Source organism: Ralstonia sp. VS2407 (genome assembly GCF_052950655.1).
This window is the reverse complement of record NZ_JBRFVG010000061.1, coordinates 1-685: the sequence shown is the minus strand read 5'-3', so window position 1 is coordinate 685 and position 685 is coordinate 1. Positions and strand designations below refer to the sequence as shown.

Annotated in this window: 2 protein-coding genes; one reads left to right on the top strand and one right to left on the bottom strand. The window is 34.5% G+C overall.

Annotation, left to right across the window (positions count from 1 at the left end; all coding sequences use genetic code 11):
- A partial coding sequence (locus ACU8YE_RS23820) for a winged-helix domain-containing protein (RefSeq protein ID WP_446929800.1) occupies positions 1 to 257 on the bottom strand: 257 nt, incomplete at its 3' end.
- Positions 258 to 470: 213 nt separating this feature from the next.
- On the opposite strand from ACU8YE_RS23820, the gene ACU8YE_RS23815 reads away from it, so the two are divergent.
- On the top strand, positions 471 to 685 hold a 215-nt coding region (locus tag ACU8YE_RS23815), incomplete at its 3' end, for an ATP-binding cassette domain-containing protein (RefSeq protein WP_446929798.1).

The window sequence follows — 685 nt, the reverse complement described above, 5'->3', positions numbered from 1 at the left end:
ACATTGGTTAACTCATCTTCATTCAATGTTTTTGCAAAAAAGTTCATTAAGTTTTCAACATCATAGCCGTACCCACGTTTACCTAATTCACCAAAATATGAAAAGTCACGACGAATAGTCGCACTGTCTACTTGTACCGCTTCACTTAATTCAGTTGATGAGACTTTATTTTTTCCTGTATCATGTAACATTCTTAAGTAGCGATAATATAAAGGAAGGCGTCGCGCCGTTGCTTTTGGAATAACTTGATCTTTCACAATTGGACCTCCAATACTTTCACTTAAATCTTATCCATTAACATAATAGCAGTTTTTCACAATAAAAAGCAATTCTATGGCTCAAAAATAGCATTTTTCTTCAAAAGTTTGTGATAAAAGGTATAAACCTTCACAAAGCATTTTTTGATACGTGCTATTTTAGCAGATTTTATGCTACACTAAGGGCAATGAATTTAGAAATGAGGACTACTGATGATTTTATTACAAGCAAATCAAGTTGCCCGGCATTTTGGCTCGGAAACATTGTTTGAAAACATACATTTAGAAATTGCAACAAAAAGTCGGATTGCCTTAGTTGGTCGTAATGGTGCTGGAAAATCGACTTTTTTAAAAATCATTGCAGGCATTGATGCTCCCGATAGCGGAACCATTGCCAAAAATAAAACTGCTACGTTAGGTTATTTAGC